General features: G+C 67.2%; 19 protein-coding genes. 11 read left to right on the top strand and 8 right to left on the bottom strand.

Annotation, left to right across the window (positions count from 1 at the left end):
• Window positions 1-271 precede the first annotated feature (271 nt).
• Window positions 272-1,369 (bottom strand): alanine dehydrogenase, encoded by a 1,098-nt coding sequence (ald, locus tag ACGG9C_RS11260; RefSeq protein ID WP_194384062.1) that lies wholly within the window; start codon window positions 1,367-1,369, stop codon window positions 272-274.
• Window positions 1,370-1,559: 190 nt separating this feature from the next.
• Here ald and ACGG9C_RS11255 point away from each other — a divergent pair, with 190 nt between their 5' ends.
• Window positions 1,560-2,063: an Lrp/AsnC family transcriptional regulator gene (locus ACGG9C_RS11255; protein ID WP_194384063.1), complete on the top strand. Its 504-nt coding sequence runs from the start codon at window positions 1,560-1,562 to the stop codon at window positions 2,061-2,063.
• A 42-nt stretch (window positions 2,064-2,105) separates the two neighbouring features.
• Here the strand turns inward: ACGG9C_RS11255 and ACGG9C_RS11250 are convergent, their stop codons facing one another.
• Window positions 2,106-3,035, bottom strand: a complete 930-nt coding sequence (locus tag ACGG9C_RS11250) for an NAD(P)/FAD-dependent oxidoreductase (RefSeq protein WP_194384064.1) — start codon at window positions 3,033-3,035, stop codon at window positions 2,106-2,108.
• Between the two features lie 137 nt (window positions 3,036-3,172).
• Between ACGG9C_RS11250 and ACGG9C_RS11245 the strand changes: the two genes are divergently transcribed.
• Window positions 3,173-4,153 (top strand): endonuclease/exonuclease/phosphatase family protein, encoded by a 981-nt coding sequence (locus tag ACGG9C_RS11245; RefSeq protein ID WP_194384065.1) that lies wholly within the window; start codon window positions 3,173-3,175, stop codon window positions 4,151-4,153.
• Between the two features lie 25 nt (window positions 4,154-4,178).
• Here the strand turns inward: ACGG9C_RS11245 and ACGG9C_RS11240 are convergent, their stop codons facing one another.
• Both ACGG9C_RS11240 and ACGG9C_RS11235 read right to left on the bottom strand, forming a co-directional pair.
• On the bottom strand, window positions 4,179-4,787 hold the full coding sequence (locus ACGG9C_RS11240; protein WP_194384066.1) for a LysE family translocator: 609 nt from the start codon (window positions 4,785-4,787) through the stop codon (window positions 4,179-4,181).
• Between the two features lie 64 nt (window positions 4,788-4,851).
• A complete protein-coding gene (locus tag ACGG9C_RS11235; RefSeq protein WP_194384067.1) occupies window positions 4,852-5,223 on the bottom strand; it encodes a DUF2834 domain-containing protein in 372 nt (123 codons plus the stop codon).
• 134 nt (window positions 5,224-5,357) lie between these two features.
• Here ACGG9C_RS11235 and ACGG9C_RS11230 point away from each other — a divergent pair, with 134 nt between their 5' ends.
• From ACGG9C_RS11230 to ACGG9C_RS11220, 3 genes are all read left to right on the top strand, one after another.
• Window positions 5,358-5,816: a MarR family winged helix-turn-helix transcriptional regulator gene (locus ACGG9C_RS11230; protein ID WP_194384068.1), complete on the top strand. Its 459-nt coding sequence runs from the start codon at window positions 5,358-5,360 to the stop codon at window positions 5,814-5,816.
• Window positions 5,813-6,199 carry a hypothetical protein gene (locus ACGG9C_RS11225; protein WP_194384069.1) on the top strand — a complete coding sequence of 129 codons (387 nt, stop codon included), beginning with the start codon at window positions 5,813-5,815 and terminating at the stop codon, window positions 6,197-6,199. Before ACGG9C_RS11230 ends, ACGG9C_RS11225 begins: the two co-directional genes overlap by 4 nt.
• Window positions 6,200-6,475: 276 nt before the next feature.
• Window positions 6,476-7,525 carry a zinc-binding dehydrogenase gene (locus ACGG9C_RS11220; RefSeq protein WP_194384070.1) on the top strand — a complete coding sequence of 350 codons (1,050 nt, stop codon included), beginning with the start codon at window positions 6,476-6,478 and terminating at the stop codon, window positions 7,523-7,525.
• Window positions 7,526-7,580: 55 nt separating this feature from the next.
• Here ACGG9C_RS11220 and ACGG9C_RS11215 read toward each other — a convergent pair whose 3' ends face one another.
• A complete protein-coding gene (locus ACGG9C_RS11215) occupies window positions 7,581-8,600 on the bottom strand; it encodes an aldo/keto reductase (protein WP_071045273.1) in 1,020 nt (339 codons plus the stop codon).
• Window positions 8,601-8,644: 44 nt separating this feature from the next.
• A complete protein-coding gene (locus tag ACGG9C_RS11210) occupies window positions 8,645-9,499 on the bottom strand; it encodes an aldo/keto reductase (protein WP_071045274.1) in 855 nt (284 codons plus the stop codon).
• Window positions 9,500-9,669: 170 nt separating this feature from the next.
• Here ACGG9C_RS11210 and ACGG9C_RS11205 point away from each other — a divergent pair, with 170 nt between their 5' ends.
• The 5 genes from ACGG9C_RS11205 (at window position 9,670) to ACGG9C_RS11185 (ending at window position 12,816) form a co-directional block, all read left to right on the top strand.
• Window positions 9,670-10,551 (top strand): helix-turn-helix transcriptional regulator, encoded by an 882-nt coding sequence (locus ACGG9C_RS11205; protein WP_194384072.1) that lies wholly within the window; start codon window positions 9,670-9,672, stop codon window positions 10,549-10,551.
• On the top strand, window positions 10,548-10,910 hold the full coding sequence (locus ACGG9C_RS11200; protein WP_194384073.1) for a DUF2255 family protein: 363 nt from the start codon (window positions 10,548-10,550) through the stop codon (window positions 10,908-10,910). The genes ACGG9C_RS11205 and ACGG9C_RS11200 overlap by 4 nt, the downstream gene beginning before the upstream one ends.
• Before the next feature lie 80 nt (window positions 10,911-10,990).
• A complete protein-coding gene (locus ACGG9C_RS11195; protein WP_194384074.1) occupies window positions 10,991-11,269 on the top strand; it encodes a DUF6412 domain-containing protein in 279 nt (92 codons plus the stop codon).
• A 103-nt stretch (window positions 11,270-11,372) separates the two neighbouring features.
• Entirely contained in the window at window positions 11,373-12,131 is a 759-nt protein-coding gene (locus tag ACGG9C_RS11190) for a membrane protein insertase YidC (RefSeq protein WP_194384075.1), read from the top strand.
• A gap of 127 nt (window positions 12,132-12,258) precedes the next feature.
• Window positions 12,259-12,816, top strand: a complete 558-nt coding sequence (locus ACGG9C_RS11185) for an AAA family ATPase (RefSeq protein WP_194384076.1) — start codon at window positions 12,259-12,261, stop codon at window positions 12,814-12,816.
• A gap of 165 nt (window positions 12,817-12,981) precedes the next feature.
• Here ACGG9C_RS11185 and ACGG9C_RS11180 read toward each other — a convergent pair whose 3' ends face one another.
• Entirely contained in the window at window positions 12,982-14,103 is a 1,122-nt protein-coding gene (locus ACGG9C_RS11180) for a hypothetical protein (protein WP_194384077.1), read from the bottom strand.
• 204 nt (window positions 14,104-14,307) lie between these two features.
• Window positions 14,308-16,062 (bottom strand): hypothetical protein, encoded by a 1,755-nt coding sequence (locus ACGG9C_RS11175; RefSeq protein ID WP_194384078.1) that lies wholly within the window; start codon window positions 16,060-16,062, stop codon window positions 14,308-14,310.
• A 712-nt stretch (window positions 16,063-16,774) separates the two neighbouring features.
• On the opposite strand from ACGG9C_RS11175, the gene ACGG9C_RS11170 reads away from it, so the two are divergent.
• The gene (locus tag ACGG9C_RS11170) at window positions 16,775-16,954 is read left to right on the top strand and encodes a LysE family transporter (protein ID WP_005050722.1); all 180 of its coding nucleotides are present in this window, start codon (window positions 16,775-16,777) and stop codon (window positions 16,952-16,954) included.
• Window positions 16,955-17,250: the final 296 nt, after the last annotated feature.

Here is a 17,250-nt window from a genome sequence, read left to right as displayed (position 1 = left end):
AGATTCATCGATCGACCCTCACCCTGACACGGGGGTGAGGGTCACCCCCGTCACCATCGACACTCGGCGGCTCTGAACCGCTACGCCTGGCGGCTCGCACGGCCTCGACGGCGGCCGAGGGGGACCCCCCGGAACGCCGGGCCGTGTCCCGGGCGCACCCGATCCGCGTCCAGCCCCGCCAGGCCTCGGCCCGCCTCCCCGGGGTCAGTCGGCCTGGGCGTAGCCGAGCGCCGCCGCCACCCCCGCCAGGCCTCGGCCCGCCTCCCCGGGGTCAGTCGGCCTGGGCGTAGCCGAGCGCCGCCGCCACCCCCGCGTTGACGACCTCGCCGCCACGCACGTTGAGGCCCTTCGCCAGTGACGGGTCGGCTGCGGCCGCGGCATCCCACCCCCGGTCGGCGAGCGCTGTGACGTATGGGAGCGTGGCGTTGGTGAGTGCGCGGGTCGAGGTCTCCGGGACCGCGCCCGGCATGTTGGCGACGCAGTAGTAGAGCGCGTCGTGCACGGGGAACGTCGGTGCGTCGTGGGTGGTGGCGTGCGACCCCTCGAAGCAGCCACCCTGGTCGATCGCGATGTCGACGAGCAGAGACCCGGGCTTCATGCCCGCGACCATGTCGTCTGTCACGAGCTTGGGGGCCGCGGCGCCCGGGATCAGAACCGACCCGATCACGAGGTCGGCGCTCTGGAGGGCCTCGGCGATCGCGTAGCGGGTGGACGCACCGGTCTGCAGTGCGTTGCCGTAGCGGTGCTCGAGCTCGCGCAGTCGCGCCAGGTTGACGTCGAGAACGGTGACCTGCGCACCGAGGCCGATCGCATTCGCGGCGGCGTGCTCGCCGGCCACTCCGCCACCGATCACGACCACCTGCGCGCGCCGGGTGCCGGCGACTCCACCGAGCAGCATCCCGCGGCCACCCTGTGCGCTCATGAGGTGGTACGAGCCGACGGCGATCGACAGCCGCCCGGCGACCTCGCTCATGGGTGTCAGCAACGGCAGCGAGCGGTCGGGCAGCTGAACCGTCTCGTAGGCGATGGCCGTGGCACCGGATGCGACGATCGCATCGGTGAGCGGGCGATCGGCGGCGAGGTGCAGATACGTGAACAGGGTCAGGTCGGGCCGGAGATGGGCATACTCGGCGGCGATCGGCTCTTTCACCTTCACCAGCAGGTCGGCGCCATCCCAGACCTCGGCGGGGTCCGGCACGATCACGGCGCCGGCGGCGGCATAGTCCTCGTCGTCGATGCGCGAGCCCGCCCCCGCACCGGCCTGCACGAGCACCTCGTGCCCGCGGCGGGCGAGCTCGTCGACGCCGGCCGGGGTGATCGCGACGCGGTTCTCGTTGTTCTTGATCTCCGTGGGGATGCCGATGCGCATGTCGTTACTCCTGAGTGACGAGGAAAGGACGGCCGTACTCTTCGATGATCGCCGGATGTTCGTTACAGTGGGATTTCCTCCGAAGATACTTCCGCGATGCGTGACCGAATGACCGCACGGGCGGCACGAAGAGCACATCGGTGACCGTGCGACGAAAGCATCTTCGCAGGCTCCGACGAAAGGATCGGATATGCCCGGGCCGCAGCGTGACATCCGCGTGAAAGAGGTCGCCGACCTCGACGCCGTCGACAGGCAGATCATCGCGATCCTGTCCCGCGACGGCCGCACCACCAACGCCGACCTCGCCGCGTCGCTGGGCGTCGCCCCGTCGACGGCTCACACCCGGATGCGCTCCCTCGTCGATCGCGGCATCATCACCGGCTTCCACGCCAGCGTGGATCACCAGCGACTCGGCCGAGGTCTGCAGGCCATGATCGGGGTGGCGCTGCGCCCGGGCGCCCGCCACGACAGCATCGTGGCGTTCGCCGACGAGGTGCGCAAGCTGCCGCAGGTCGTCCAGTTGTTCTTCGTCGGCGGCGTCGACGACTTCATGGTGCACATCGCCGTCGCGGACGCCTCGGAAGTGCGCGAGTTCGTCGTTGAGCACCTGTCCGCGCAGCAGTCGGTCGCCACGACCCGCACGAGCATCGTCTTCGAATACCACCGCAACGCCGTTGCGGCATCCTTCCGCTGAGACCTCGCGACCGAGGAGTCGCGTCGCCGAGCGAGGGATGCGTCAGGCGGCGGCGAGCGCGAGGCCGAGGGCGTGACCGGAGCTCCACGCGGTGCGGACGGCCGGGCTGTCGCCCCACGCGTCGCCGCATGCGGACAGGCCGGGACCGCGGAAGTACGACGCACCGGCCGTCTGAGCGGGTCGGGCGAACCTCCAGCGGTGGGCGAAGGTCTCTTCGGGCTCGGTGTGGATGCCCAGCAGGTGCCGGGTGGCGGCGACGACAGCGGGGACCGCGGTCGCCGGCTCGTCGAGATGCTGCCGCGCACGCTGTGCCGTCGTATGCACCACGAGCACGGGCGCCGCGTCGCCCCGGCGGTCGCCGTCGTCGGCGATGAAGGACACGTCGGGGTGCTCGTCGACGAACGCGCCGTGCAGGTCCCCCGGCCACTGCCGGCGGTCCCATCGCAGGGCGACGGCGATGACCGGCTCCCACTCCAGGTCGGCGCCGGGTGCGGCGCCGGTGAGGCGGGCCGCCTGCGGGCCGGGCATGGCGAGCACGACCTCACCGGCATCCTGCCAGTCGACGCGGTAGGGCTCGACACGTTCGATCGTGCGGTCCAGGTGCACATCCAGGCCGTCCGCAAGGTCAGCCGCGAGCGATCGCAGACCTCGCGGCGCGGCCCAGCGGATCGGCCCGGGCTTCTGCGTCTGCGACCCGTCGGCGCCGATCACGACGAACGTGTCGGTCCACGGGCGCGCAAGTCCACGTTCCTGCCACCCGGCGACGACCGCTTCGAAGGGCGCAGAGTCGCCGACGACGAAGTACGACGCGCCGTGGTCGACGGGGCGCCCCCAGAGCGTGCGGCTCGCCAGGCGGCCGCCGACGCGGCGCCCCCGGTCGAGAACCCGCACCGAGAGTCCCGCGGCGGTTGCCGCCCGTGCGCACGCGAGACCCGAGATCCCCCCACCGATGACGGTCACATCCGCTGCCATACGCCCATCCTTCCGTGTGCTGATCTAACGAGGCGCGGCACGATCAGCGCGACAGCGGACGGAGCTGGTCTTCTGCGACCGGGAACGCCACGGGGTAGGAGACCTGGGTGACGGATCCAAGTGACAGGATGAGGGCGATGGCCAGCGAGCAGGGACGACGCATCGTCCGCCGCAGAACCCGACGCCAGGTGATCACCTGGACGACTGTCGCGGCGACGATCTCCCTCCTCGCTGCGGCGCTCCCCTATCTCGAGATTCGCGGAGTGGCCGCCATTCCGGTGCTTCAAGCGCTCGTTCCGCTCGGAGCTGTGGCCCTGCTGGTGTTCGCGTTGACGTCGATGGTCTTTCGACTGTGGGCGGCCGCGTTGGTCTTCGTCATCGGCGCCGGGATCAGCGGCATCCCGACCCTCACCCCGATTCGCGAGGGAGAGGTGTGCGAGGCCGGAACTCCCCTGACCGTGTTGTCCTTCAACGCGAAGCTCTCGGGCGCCGATCCTGCCGCGCTGTCCGAGCTCATCCGCACCGGTCGACCGGATGCCGTCGTCCTGCTCGAGACGAATGAAACGCTCATCGACGCGGTGCGCATCCAGAACGACCTGGCCGACGCGTTGCCCTACCGAACCCGCGAGGTCACCCAGGGCCAGGCGAGCGGAAGTGTGATCCTCTCTGCCCACCCGCTGTCGCTGGAGGAGAACGTCCCCGGGAGTGAGTTCGACCAGGTCAGCGCCGTGGCGACGATGCCGGGAGACGTCGACGTGAGGTTGGCCGCGGCGCATCCGCCGCCACCGGTCTGGCAACCGAACGGCTGGCTCAGTGGTCTCGACGACATGGCCGCGTGGGTGGATCAGACCTCCGACGACCGACTCATCGTCGCCGGTGATTTCAACGCCTCGTTCGCTCATCCGGCGCTTCGTCGCCTGGCGTCGGAACTTCGCACCGGCGCCGAAGCGGCCGGTCCCATTCCCTGGCCCACCTGGCCGGAGGGGAGATTGGTGCCGGCGTTCACGGCGATCGACCACGTCTTCGCGAGGGATGCCGCACCTACCGACTGGCACAGTTACGCCGTCGACGGCAGCGACCATCGCGCTGTCGTCGCTCGGTGGACTCTCTGCGCGTGACGCGCGACCACGGGGGCAGACGCCGTTAGCGGCTCTCGATAGCGAGGCGCCCCGCAAGCAGCACGTAGGTCGCCGCGAACGTGCGCCGCAACCAGGCGACCACTCTCGGCCGCGTGATCACGTGCGTGCGAACCGACGCGGCGAACGCACCGTAGAGCCCGAAGACGATGAAGGTCACCGCCATGAAGATCAGGCTCAGTCCGACCATGTGCCAGGTGGCGTCCGCGCGGGCCGGAACGAACTGGGGGAGGAAGGCGAAGAAGAAGATCGTCAGCTTCGGGTTGAGCAGGTTGATGAGCACAGCGGTGCGGATGACGCGCCACGACGACACCGGGGCGGCGTTCACATCCGGGTCGATCGTCGAGGTGTCGCGCAGGGTGCGCCAGGCCAGATAGAGCAGGTACGCGACACCGAGCCACTTGATGGCCTCGAAGGCGACGGCGGATGCGTGCAACAAGACCGCGAGGCCGGTGATCGCGGCAATGAGGTGAGGGATGACGCCGAGTGTGCACCCGAAGGCCGCCACGATGCCGGCGCGGACACCCCGCGACAGGCCCGCGGCGACGGTGTAGACGGCGCCGGTGCCAGGGGTAGCCACCACGACCAGCGTCGTCAAGAGGAAGGCGAGGCTCATGGGGATCCTTTGTGGAGTCTTCTTCGGACACAGTAGTGCGGCGGACAGTGCCCACGTGTCCGGCTCACACCGCGCCATCCGGTGCCGTTTCGTCACGACCGCTCTCCGCACGCCGGGCGGCGAGCCGGCGCTCGCGCATCGCGAGCCACAGCGGAAAGGTGAACGCGAACGCCGTCAGCGCCGAGCCGACGATGTACAACCAAGCGAAGCGCATCCCGATCCGGCGCGACTCGACGATGATCAGGATGCTGCCGGCCACGGCGACAAACAGCAGATCGTTCGTGATCGACGACACCGCCGGGCCGCTCGAGAGGAGGTCGCCGATGAAGTCGTTCCCCTCGGCGATCGCGATCGCGTTGAAGGTCCAGGTGACGACGAGGCCGGCAACCGCGAGAACGAGGTAGACGACGGCGAGCGGAGTCCAGTGACGGGTCATGCGCCCAGTGTGGCGGTCGGCTCCGTCACGACGACGGATGCCGCGGCCGCGCGTCCTGACGACAGGTAGCGGCGAGAGGCGGCGCCACGGAGGTCCGTTGACAAGATCGATCCAATATTGTTAAGTACTTAACTATGAGAGAGGACGAAACCCGACGGGCGCAACACCTTGCGCTGACTCTTCACCGCGCCACAGCGCTCGTGGACCGCGTCGCCGACGCATACCTCCGCCCCGCTCATGGCATCGGCATCTCGGCATTCGCTGCGCTTGTCACGATCGACGCCCTTCAGCCGGCGCGACAGAGCGAGATCGCGCGGGGGCTCGACATCTCACGCGCGGCCGTGACCCAGCAGCTCGGCGGCCTCTCCACGCGAGGACTCATCGCGATCGAACCGGATGCCGCGGACAGCCGTGCCAAGCTCGTGCGCCTGACGCCTGCCGGTAGACGACTGCTCGCTGCCGCCTGGGAGAGCCTGGCCAGCCAAGACGACGGCGTGGAGGACGGAGTCGACCTCGACGCGCTGCAGTCGGCGCTGGACACTCTGATCGCGAATGCCACCCGCTACCTCGATGGCGTGGAGGCGACGCGATGAGCGAAGCGGCGACTGTCGTCGCGGCCACGGTGGCGATCGTCGTGCTCGCAGCGCTGGCCGTGCTACAGGTCCTCGTCGCGCTGGGCCGCCCGTACGGACACCTGGTCTGGGGCGGTCAGCACCGCATCCTCCCTCGGCGCCTGCGGATCGGCAGCGCGGTGTCGATTCTCCTCTACGCCGCATTCGCCGCGATCCTCCTGTGGCAGGCCGGGGTGTTCGGCGATGCGGGCGCCGTCGCACAGATGGCGACCTGGGTGCTGTTCGCGTACTTCGGCGTCGGCGTCGTGCTCAACGCCATATCGAGGAGCCGTCCGGAGCGCATCATGGGCACGCTGGCGTCTGCTGTGCTTGCCGCCTGCACGCTCGTGATCGCGCTCCCGTGACGATAACCCTGCCGGAGCGCGGTCCCGTCAGCCGCGCACGGTCCGCGACATGCGGGGCTGGTCGACGCCGATTCTCGTGATCGGGCTGTGGTCGGCGTCGATACCGGCACCGATCCCACGCTCCCGAGAGGGGGTACTGCTGGTACCTGTACGAAGCGTCACTCCCGCGACCGCGGGTGTGACGATTGGGTGGGTATTGGTCGGAGATGCCGCGCGTCCGGAGACCGGATGGTGGGGCCCACAGCATCCGACCGCCGAGTCACAGGAAGAGACTTTATGAAGGCCACGCTCATGTACGGCGCCGGTGATGTTCGCATCGAGAACGTCGCCGACCCGATCATCCAGTTCCCGACGGACGCGATCGTCCGCACCACCCGCACCTGCATCTGCGGCTCCGACCTGCACCCCTACCACTCGATGGCCGCGTCAGAGCACGGCACCTCGATGGGACACGAGCTCATCGGCGTCGTCGAGGAGATCGGCGCCGAGGTCCGGACCGTGAAGAAGGGCGACTTCGTCATCGTCCCGTTCGCATTCAGCGACAACACCTGCGTGTTCTGTCGCGAGGGCTTGCACACGGCGTGCAGAAACGGCGGCTGGTACGGCACCCCCGCCGCGGCCGGCCTGCAGGCCGAGTACGGCCGGGTTCCCCAGGCCGACGGATCTCTGGTCGTCGTGCCCGGCGTCGATCCCGACACCGTCGACGAGGGTCTGCTGGCTTCGCTGCTGACCCTGTCGGACGTGTACCTCACCGGGTACCACGCGGCTTTCATGGCGGACGTGAAGCCTGGCCAGTCGGTCACGGTGATCGGGGATGGCGCCGTGGGCCTGGGAGCAGTGCTCGCCGCGAAGCAGATGGGTGCCGAGCGGATCATCCTCATGGGCCGTCACACGGTGCGCACCGATCTCGGCATCGAGTTCGGCGCCACCGACGTCGTCGCCGAGCGCGGCGGCGAAGGCGTTGCGAAGGTTATGGACCTCACGGACGGTGAGGGCAGCCATGCTGTGCTCGAGGCGGTCGGCCACATGCCCGCATACGAGCAGGCGTACGGCATCGTCCGCCCCGGTGGTGTGATCTCGCGCGTCGGTGTGCCCCAGTACGAGAAGGCCGGGGTCGGCTTCGGCTCGCTGTTCGGCAAGAACGCGCGCCTGGCCGGCGGCCCGGCCCCGGTGCGCGCCTATCTCGAGCCCGCGATACAGCAGGTGCTCGACGGAGTCATCAACCCCGGTCTCGTCTTCGACCGCACCGTCTCGCTCGACGAGGTGCCGGCGGGCTATGCCGCGATGGATGCCCGCGAGGCGTTGAAGGTCATGGTCACCGTGTGACCTCAGCATCCACTCTCGGCCGCCGGCGACCCGGGCGCCGGCGGCCGAGCCTGTCTCAGCGACGGCGCGCGTGCGGCAGCAGTTCGTGCGCACCGTAGCTGTTGTCACCGGGGTTGATCGTGACGCCCGGGGCGACGAGTTCGTCGATCCGGTCGAGGATCTCGCTCGGCAGGGTGCGCTCGACCGCGGGGAGGTAGGACTCGAGCTGCTCCATCGTGCGTGGTCCGACAATCGCCGCGGTGACGCCGGGGTGGTTGATCGCCCAGGCGATCGACATCTCGATCAACGTCATCCCGTTCGCTTCGGCAAGGCTGGCGAGCTCCTCGACGATGTCGAGTTTGCGTTGGTTCTCGGGCAGGCTCATGTCGAACCGCACGCCCGGCCGGGCGGCCGAGGTCGGCTTGCCGACGGCATCCTTGCGCCACCGTCCGGACAGCCATCCGCCGGCGAGCGGACTGTAGACGAGCGTGCCCATGCCGTAACGCTGCACGGTCGCGAGCACGTCCTCTTCGATCCCGCGGACGAGGATCGAGTAAGGCGGCTGCTCGGTGATGAACCGCTCGAGGTTGCGGTCGCGGGACGCCCACTGGGCTTCGACGATCTGCGAACCGGAGAACGACGACGAGCCGATGTAGCGCACCTTGCCCTGGTGCACGAGATCGCTGAGCGCGCCGAGAGTCTCCTCGATGTCGACATGCGGGTCGGGGCGGTGCACCTGGTACAGATCGATGTAGTCGGTGTCGAGACGACGCAGCGAGTTCTCGACCTCGCGGATGATCCACCGCCGTGATCCCCCGCGACGGTTCGGGTCGTCGGCGTCCATCGGCATGAAGAACTTCGTCGCGAGCACGACGTCGTCGCGACGGCCCTTCAGCGCCTTGCCGGTGATCTCCTCCGACCGACCGGCGGAGTAGACGTCGGCGGTGTCGACGAAGTTGATGCCCTCCTCGAGCGCGCGATGGATGACGCGGATCGCATCCGCCTCATCGTCGTTGCCCCAGGGGCCGAACATCATGGTGCCGAGGCACAGTGGCCTGACCTGCACACCGGTGCGGCCAAGCGAGCGGTACTTCACTTCTGATCTCCTTCGGTCCTGCCGGGGTATTCGTCGCGGTACTTTCAGTCTTCGGGGATCGGGAACAGCGTCTTTTCGCCGAACTCACGGTCGGGGTCAGGACCGCTCTCGCGGCCCGTGTCGAGCGCGTCGATGCGGGCGAGCTCGTCAGACGCGAGGTCGAAGTCGAAGACGTCGAAGTTCTCGGCGATCCGACCCGGGTTCGTGGATTTCGGGATCGCCGAACGACCCTGTTGCAGGTGCCAGCGGATCATCACCTGTGCGGGCGTCTTGCCGTGCGCGGCCGCGATCGCGGCGATGGTGTCGTCCTGCATCACGTTGCGGCGCTCATCACCCCACGGGCCGGGGTAGAAGGTGATGCCGCCGATCGGCGACCAGGCCTGGGTCACGATGCCCAGCGCCGCATCCGCCTTCTGCGTGGCAGGCTGCGAGTGATACGGGTGCAGTTCGATCTGGTTCACCGCCGGTACGACCGTTGCGGCATCCATCAGTCTGTCGATCGCGGCGGGGGTGAAGTTGCTCACGCCGATCGCCCGTACTCGCCCGTCGGCGAGCAGCGTCTCGAGCGCCCTGTAAGCGGCGATCGTGCGGTCGAAGAGGTTGGCGGCCTGCTGGTGCAGGATGAGCAGGTCCAGCTGCTCGACGCCCAGCTTGCGGGTGGACTTCTCCCACGCGTGCAGGGTCTCGTCGTACCCGTAGTCGGATGGCCACACCTTGGTCTCGATGAAGACGTCTGCGCGGTCGATCCCGGAGCGTCGGATGCCTTCGCCCACCTGCCGCTCGTTGGCGTAGGCCGCGGCGGTGTCGATGTGCCGGTAGCCGACCTGCAGTGCCGTCTCGACGGCCGCAGCGGTCTGTTCGGGTGCACTTTGGAACACGCCGAGCCCGAGTGCGGACATGCGGACGCCGCTGTTGAGGGTCAATTCTTCTGTCACGACCGCGACGGTACGCCGACCCTCGGGCAGGAGGGAGGCCCCGGCGTTACCCCTTTCTTGGTGCATCGCGATGTGGTGAGCGAGGTAATGGCAGGGCCTCCCATCGCGTCTCGCCGCGGCATAGCGTGGTCCACATGGGAGACATGCGAGCCGAGGTCAAGGAGTTCCTCGCCACCCGCCGTGGCCGGCTCACGCCGGAGCAGGCGGGGCTGCCGGTCTACGGCGGCAACCGTCGCGTCACGGGGCTGCGCCGTGAAGAGGTCGCGATGCTCGCCGGGGTGTCGGTCGACTATTACGTACGCCTCGAGCGAGGCAACCTCGCCGGCGCCTCCGAGAGTGTGCTCGACTCGCTCGCGACCGCGCTGCAGCTCGACGACGCCGAGCGGCAGTACCTGTTCGACCTCGCCCGCGCCGCCGGACCAGCCGCGCGCCGCAAACGGAAGTCGGCGACCGTCGTGCGGCCCGCCGTGCAGCAAGTGCTCGACGCGATGGCCGACGCGCCCGCGTGGGTGCGCAACGCTCGACACGACATCATCGCGACGAACACCCTCGGCCGCGCGCTCTACTCACCGGTGTTCGACGACCCGCACCGTCCCGTCAACACCACCCGATTCGCCTACCTCAACCCGACCGCGAAGGAGTTCTGGCGCGACTACGACCAGATCCTGCACGACGCGGCATCCATGCTCCGAATGGAAGCCGGCCGCAACCCCCACGACCCCGACCTCATCCAACTCGTGGGAGAACTGTCGACCCGCAGCGAGACATTCCGCGAGCGATGGGCGTCGCGCGACGTGAAGTTCCACCGCACCGGCGTCAAGCGGCTGCATCACCCCGTGGTCGGCGACCTCGACCTCAACTACGAATCGATGGAACTCCCCGGCGAACCCGGACTCTTCCTCAACGTCTACACCGCTCCCGCCGACTCACCGTCGGCCGACGCGCTTCGGATGCTGGCGTCCTGGGCCGCCACCCGCGAGGGCACTCCCACGACCACACAGGAGAAGACACGGTGACCTGGACCGCTGACGAACTGCGCGAACTCGACCGCGCCCATGAAGTGCGCGTCGCGGGGCGCCGCGTCGACGGGTCGTCGCGCACCCTCACGATCGTGTGGCACGTCGTCGTCGACGACACCCTCTACCTGCGGTCCGTGAAGGGCCCCGCTGGCGAGTGGTACAAGGGCGTCGCCCGGCACTTCGAAGGATTCCTCCGATGGGGATCGACCACACGCGAGGTGACCTACACGCTCGATTCCTCACAGGATGCCGCGATCGACGCCGCTTACTTCGCCAAGTACGGCACCGGTTCCCCCAGTCAGGCCATCACCAGCCCCGCCGCGAAGCAGACCACACTCCGGGTCGTTCCGCGCTGACCAGGATGCCGGGGATATCGCCGAGTGATGCCACGGCGAGTGCTACGGTGGGCGCATTCCAGCGGGGAGGTGACGGCGCGATGATCGACGCTCTGACGTCCTTCCTGCAGGTCCTGCTCTTTTCTTCGACTCTGGTCGGCGCGTCCGCTGCCGGCTCGGCACCGATGTGGGCACTGGTCTTGGCGGCGGTCGTCGTCATCGTTCTGCTGCGAGCCGCGGGTTCGCCCCGATCGATCCGAGCCTCCCTGGCCCGTCCGGCTCGGGCCATCGGCGTCTCGGCGACGGTGGCGCAGAGTGACCCGGATGCGGCGGGCCATCCGCGTTCGCGCGCTCCGGGGATCGCGGCTTCGGCCGCGTAAGCACCCGACGCTCCTCCACCCCTTCTGCAGGGGTGATGTCTGTGTTCGTCGATGTCTGGCGTGGCCGCTCTGCGACCACCTCTCACCTCACCGGACGGACATCATGGACCTCTTCTCCTTCCCACCCCTCTCGGCCACCCTCGACGCGGCATACGCCGTGATGATGGGGTTGGCGTCACTGCTGCAACCGGTCACGGGCGGGCTATCCGCCGCCGTCGCCGTCGTCATCCTCACGCTCGTGGTGCGGACGATCCTGATCCCCACGGGTGTCGCGCAGGCCAAAGCCGATCAGACACGCGCGCGTCTGGCACCGAAGCTCCAGGCGCTGCAACGCCGACACAGGAACGACCGCGAGCGGCTGCAACGCGAGACGATGAAGCTCTACGCCGACGAGAACGCTTCCCCGTTCGCCGGGTGCGCCCCGGTGCTCATTCAGGCGCCGATCGTCGGAATCATCTACGCGCTGTTCCTGCACAACGCCATCGCCGGTCACCCCAACGAGCTGCTCACCGAAGACCTCTTCGGCGTCCCGCTCGGCGCGAGCCTCATCGGATCGATTGGAAGCGGATCACTGACGCTACCGGCCGTCGCCGTCTTCGGCATCGTGATCCTGGTGATCGCGGCGGTTGCCGAGCTCACCCGCCGGCTGCTGCGCCCGGATCCGTCGGCGTCGACGTCGACACCGGGCGGCGAGGGGATGCTGCGCATGGCAGGCCTCCTGCAGTTCGGCACCGCCGTCGCGGCGATGCTCGTTCCGCTCGCCGCCGGCCTCTACCTTCTCGTCACGGTCGCGTGGAGCCTCGGCCAAAGACTCATCCTGCGCCGCAGGTTTCCCCTCGAGCCTTCCAGCCATCGGAGTTAGGAGCCCCGGGCGTGGATGGTTCGCGAAGTCCAGACAGGATCCTCGTACGGGCATGGCTCGGTAGAGGTCCGCGTGGGCATTGGGGTCAGCGCGGGCAACGTCCATGGCGTCGTTCTAGAGTCGCGACATGCGGATCGTCGTTTCCGGGACCCATGCGAGCGGGAAGAGCACGCTCGTGTCCGACTTCGCGCTTCGCCACCCGGAGTTCGTCGTGCTCCCAGATCCATTCGAGCTGGTCGACGAGGCCTGGGACAGCCCGAGTGCCGTGTTGTTCGCCGCCCAACTGCGCCTGTCGGCCGCGCGGCTCCATCCGAACGGGACCACGGAAAGCCTCATCGCCGAGCGCGGCCCGATCGACTTCCTCGCCTACCTGCTGGCGCTGGATGAACTCAACAGAGCAGCTGCTTCGCGGGAGCTCATCGAACAGTCGATCGACATCACCCGGGAGGCGATGCGACATGTTGATCTCCTCGTCGTCCTGCCTCTCGATACCGGCGCCGGAATCTTCGCTCCTGCCGACGAGGACCTTCCGTTGCGCGAGGTGATGAACGACGTGCTGCTGGATCTCGCCGCCGATGAAGAGATCGCCGGCGCCGCCATGAACGTCGTCGAGGTTACCGGCGGTCGGAACCAGAGACGCGCAGCCCTTGAGGAACTCATAACCCCGGCGCCCCCTCACCCCTGAAGATCGGGCGATCCCTATACGGGCGCGGCACGAGAAGGGGACCTCAGCGCGCGTTCTACAGGTGAGACGCCGCTGGCGTATGGAGTCAGGCCCTGGGCTGCGAGGCGTATTCGTGAGGCTGGGGTCGTCCGCGGTCAGCGTTCGCTCCGCGTTGAGAAGCGCCGCCTAGATCACAAGCGTCGTGTTGACGATCGTGCTCGTCTCGTCCGGACCACGGAGGAAAAGTACCGCGACCTGTTGGTTGCCGTGCTCGTCAAACCACTTGACGGACAGATTGACGCCGAAGGTGATTCCCTGCGGAGTGAAGACACCCATGAACGTGCCAGACGCGCCGCCCGTCTCGGTGCCGGACAAGTCCTGCCAATGTCCAGCATCGACGATCTTGAAGTCCGGATCGGCGTCAAGTCGAACCTCCCGCGCCACACTCCGAGGAACCGAGTTGCGCAAGACGTACACGTCCTCCTCGTCCGTGTTCTCCGGCGCGACCATCCATCGCGGTGCGGGCAGTGGAATGGGCGCAAGCCGACTCGCTTCGGCCTCCGCGATGGCGTTCTCATAGAACTCCTTCGCGTGTGCGTACCCCTCCTTCCAGCCAGCGGACCTGGCCTCTTCTGCCGCGCTGTCGGTTCCCTTCCGAATCTCCTCAGGCGACATGAACACCTGTCGCGAGTAGTCGTTGCCGTGCCCGTCGAGCCACGTCACCGTGAACGTAACGCCATCCATGCGGCCCTTCTCGGTCGGTGCGCCGCGGAAGTACTTGCCGATGATCCCGCCAGGACGCGCGTCACCGAACTGGCCTCGAAAGAACACCTCGCCGTCCGTTCTGAACTCAGACGAGTCAGCGGTCAGGCGTACGTCGTAGCCCGCGTAACCGTGGTTGTGAAGCCAGTGGAGCGCCATGTCGCCCATCAGACGGTCTTCCGCGCTCACGCTCCAGCGCGGTTGACGAGCGCGTTCACGCTCGGTCTCGATCTCGGCCTTGTGGCTCTCGTATCCCTCGCCGATGAGAGCTGCACGCTGCTTCGCTGTGACGGGGCGAATGGCCAGCGCCCACTTGGCGAAGCGTTGCACATTTCCCCACGTGGCTCGACGCCAGACCGGAATCACCGCTGATCCGATCAGCAGGGCTACCCCGGCGACGACAAGATACGCCCAGAACGGGAGGTTGGCCTTCGTTGCTTCAGAGATCAGCGCGGGGACGCCCCAGACGATTACGGCGACGATAAGGCCACCGACGACATTCGCCGATAGCTGGCGGTCGTACCATTTCGACTGGTCCCCACTCACCGCGCCAGATTACTGGAGTGGTGGCGTCCCACTGAGCGTCAGGAAATATTGGCCCACCTTGGCGTGGAGGAGCGAACGACTCCTAAGCGGTCTCTCGCTTCTCGATTTCCTTCAGGGGCATGCCCGCTATCGTCGGCGCGCATGTCGGTTGGCAAGCGTGCGCGCAGTCCAAACGTTGCGGCGGAAAGTGGAAGTGTCGCCCCTTCAATCTGCGGCGTGTGGAGGGAGACGAACGCCGGCCTCGGCGAGTCGGGCCGCTCGTAGCGCTTTGGGCTCCGGCGGCCAACTCGCCATTTCGAGTGTTGCAGCGAATTGGCTGTAGCTCTCCGCCCGCGTGAAGAAGAGGTCATTGTGTCCGAGTCGCAACAACTCACGGGAGTCGCTTCTCGGTGTGAAGACCAGCTCTGGCATTAGCACGAACCCGTCGATTTCGTAGCCGGAGAAGTCATAGTTATCTCCGACGGGGTTCTTGGTCAGCGTGGCGATTCGGTCCTGCCATTGATCCAGCGCCTTGTTGAGCCGGTCGGTCCCACTCCGCACCGCGGCGTGCTCGCCGGCGAGGTAGTCGACGGCAGTAAGGAACCGCTTGCAGGAAATTAGGAAGAGCTTGGTGCCGACAACGAGCAGAGCGTCGGCGTCGGTTACTACCGATCCGTTCAGGCGGAGTTCCTTGCCGCGCATTGGGCGGAGCTCAGCGGACGGAGCGAGAACGCTTCCATCGATGAGCTCCTGGACGACGAGCTCGAATTGCGCCCCGGTCAGATTCGATATCAGGCCTCCACTCGGCGACAGTTTGAGTCCCTGCGTCACGTGCCACGCGTACGCCCACGCGTCGACCAGAGTCCTTCCCTCGTGGTCCTGGAGGACTGGTCCAGGAAAGCTGCGTCGACCCGCTTCGTACAGGCCCTGGACGTGATCCATGACCTCGCCCGGGGTGAGGCTGCTTTGGCCATGGGCTGACAACCACTTCGAAACATCCACATCTCCGAGGGCGGCCGCGACTTGTGCTTCCAGGTCTTCTGTTGGGAGCGACATGAGTCCAAGGCGGGGCAGAGTCCGTCCAGCGTCGTTGTCGGCGAACATGACGCACCGGAGGAGGGTGTTGCCGAAGACAATCAGCGATACGACCCGTGCAGGATTGTCGAACGACGCGAGCACATCGTGCCGCTCGAGGACCATGTACTTCTCGTCCCCTGTGGTGAAGGCCCTGACCGTGAACTGCACGGCATCTTCGGTTGTCGCTGCAGCGGCGTAAGGTCCATCCCAGGTCTCGTCGAGCGCGTACCCGTGCGTGAAGCGGAATGCGACGAGCATCGGCGGGTCGCCCTCGAACGAGTCGACGTCGATCTTATTCAGACGGATCTCATCGTCAGCGGAAGACCAGGAGGTGCGGACGTCGAATTCGTGGAGAGCATCGAGCAGTGCGTCGCTGTCGACGACGGCAGGGCGGCGCGTGCTCTGGACCTTGTACTTGACGCCTTTGGAAGCGCTGCGAATTGCGCCCTCTAGCTCGTCGACCAATCGGACGAGCGCCATGAACTTTGCCAACTTCGCTGAGACGGCGATCGGAACGGTTTCGGCCATCGCGTCGAGCCTGTCGCCGCGAGCGGTGCCGACAAGGTTCTCCGCAATACGTTGTCTCGAGTCGCCTTGGGTATCCGTCGTACCTGATTCTGCGAAGGTCAAAGCGTGAGGGGTGAGCCTACGAATGAGATGTAGCCATGTCGCTGAGTCGTAGGCCGCGGCAACTTCCGTCGCAGCAGTCACAATCCCTTGGCGAAGCGCGATCATGTAGTCGAACGCTGGCGCCCCTTCGAGTACAACGCCGTCCTCAACCGCAGGCAGCGCGGCGCGCAGGGCCTGAGTCGCCGCCTCGGCGGCGGACGAGTAGCACCGTACGAATGCCTCATCGAATGCGTTAAAGCCTGCCCGTGTCTGCGGGCCCGCGTGCGTGGGCATAGGAGTCGCCGCAGACGGCGCCGGCGGCGGAACCAGCCGGGGCAACGCGCGCAGATCGGGGCGACGAAATGAGTCTCCTTGGGCCACCTCCACATCATGACGCACAGCCTCGTCAAGGCGAGCGTGTCGTCGCCCGATCGGTGCGCGATTGCCGTCACGGGCCAGGTCCCGTCGCCCACCGCGCGGTTGCGGCCTGCAATTCAGACGCAGCCGTCGTGCACGCAAGCCGGTGCCTCAACGAGCGTTCTCTTGATCGGACACGCTTCAATTCCGACGTCACCGCATCAAGGGGTCGGATTCTCACAAACCCCGCCCGGGTGGACTCTCGCTTGCCGGGGCCTTTGCGCGCAGGAGTCGTGGCGCTGCTGTGGGTTCCCGCTCGAGATGGCATGAACCCCTCGCGATTCCACGGTAGTTGGCAACGGTTTCAGGGCCAGGATTCCACGCGAAATGGCATTTTCCTACAGTTGGTCCGACTCAACTCAGATGCCCGCTTGCGGCAGGCAGATCGACCTAGAGTGTGTTAACGAGTGAGCAGCCGCGCCGTTCAGAGGCGAGGGCGATCGCCGACGGGGCGGCTCACTCTTCTCCTCATCCCGGTGTTGCTCAGCGCGACCGGCGTCCTCGATCTCCGCATTCCTTGGCCGTGGCTCCATGGCGAGTCCGCGGGGGATCGTCCGGTCGAGCACTCACCCCTGAGAGCCCTGTCAAGGTGAGCTGGACCGGGACAGCCGCTGGAGTGCTCTATCTCGCGTGGCTGGCGTCCGCAACCCTGCGCCCCGGCGGCAACGGGCTATTCGAGACACAATCCCACGCGCGCGACTCCCGGTCGAAGCTGTTCCGGATGGGGCTCGTCACCAACCTGCTCAACCCCAAGGCCGCTGTCATGTAACTCGCGATCATCCCGCAGTTCATAGATCACGGGCAGGGAAACACGACCGCTCAGGGATTCGTTCTCGGCGGAGTTCAGATCATCGTCAGGATGATCGTCAACTCCCTCATCGTGCTGGGCGCCGGCACAATCTCCGGATTCGTGTCGACGCGACTCACATGGATCCGGCACCCCGCTCGGCGCAGTGGCGGTCACGCTGGCCAGAGAGGTCCCGCAATGCATCTCGCCCCTGAACCGGGCGATCATGCTGCAGGACCTCCGTGAGACGCCGCTCAGATAGACCGTCCTCCGGAAGC

Origin of the sequence: Microbacterium sp. MTN4-26, assembly GCF_042846595.1 — a bacterium.
Lineage (GTDB): Bacteria > Actinomycetota > Actinomycetes > Actinomycetales > Microbacteriaceae > Microbacterium > Microbacterium luteum.
Note: the sequence above shows the minus strand (reverse complement) of the source record. Positions and strands in the feature narration are given on the sequence as shown.